At 70.5% G+C, this 1,033-nt stretch carries 1 protein-coding gene; it reads left to right on the top strand.

Annotated features, from left to right (window positions below):
* The first annotated feature begins 136 nt into the window (after positions 1-136).
* Positions 137-1,003: an AfsR/SARP family transcriptional regulator gene (locus tag AQJ27_RS51265; RefSeq protein WP_067385968.1), complete on the top strand. Its 867-nt coding sequence runs from the start codon at positions 137-139 to the stop codon at positions 1,001-1,003.
* The last annotated feature ends 30 nt before the right edge of the window (positions 1,004-1,033 follow it).

The following is a 1,033-nucleotide window of genomic DNA, read 5'->3' as shown; positions in this document are numbered from 1 at the left end:
GCGGGAGGTTCCGGGTCCGGTTCTGGGTCTGGGTCTGGTTCTGGGGTTGGGGTTGGGTCTGGGGTTTTTGGGGGCCTGGGTGTTGGTGGGGTGTGAGGGGTTCGGCAGACCGCAGTGGACGGACAGGGGAGATGGCGTGGATACCGACATACTCGGCACTCTTGCTGTGCGGGAGAAGGGTTTTTCGATTACTCCGACCGCTCCCAAGCCGCGGCAGGTGCTGGCGCTGCTGGTGGTGCAGGCCGATCAGATGGTGCCGGTGGGCATGCTGAGTGAGGAGTTGTGGGGTGGCAGGCCGCCCCGCAGTGCGCGGCCGACGCTGCAGACGTACATTCTGCAGCTGCGGGAGCTGATCACTGCGGCGCTTGAGCCGGATGCGGCTGATGCCCGTACGGCCAAGGATGTGCTGCTGACAGTGCCGGGTGGTTATCTCCTCAAGAGCGGCGGGGGCGGCAGTGATGTGCGGGAGTTCGAGCGGCTGGCCGGGCTGGGTTACCGGGCGATGGACGCGGCGGATTTCCCGGAGGCTGCCCGGCAGTTGCGGGCCGCGCTCGCGTTGTGGTCCGGGCCGCCGCTGGCTGATGTGCATGCCGGGGTGCACCTGGCCACTCAGGTCAAGCGGCTGGAGGAGAGCCGGCTGTGTGCGCTGGACCAGCGTATCGAGGCCGATCTGCGGCTGGGCCGCCACCGTGAGCTGCTGGCCGAGCTGACCGTGCTGGTCAGCCGTTATCCCACCCACGAGAGTCTGTGCGGGCAGTACATGCTGGCCCTGTACCGCTCCGGGCGCCGGGGCGAGGCCCTGGACGCCTACCAGCGGCTGCGTGCCACGCTGGTGCGCAGTCTGGGCCTGGAACCGTCGGCGGCGCTGAGCAAGCTGCAGCGTTCCATCCTGATGGCCCGGCCGGACGGCTCACCCGCCCCCGCCCCCGCCTCTGGTTCCGCCGGGCCGGGCTCCACGGGCAGTGGCCCCGCCGGGACCGGACGCCTCGCCCCGGTCGGCTGACCCCCTGGCCCCGGTCGGCTGACCCCCTGG

The organism is Streptomyces olivochromogenes, assembly GCF_001514115.1.
GTDB lineage: Bacteria > Actinomycetota > Actinomycetes > Streptomycetales > Streptomycetaceae > Streptomyces > Streptomyces olivochromogenes.
The sequence above is the reverse complement of the archived record's forward strand: the minus strand, read 5'-3'. Positions and strand labels throughout refer to the sequence as shown.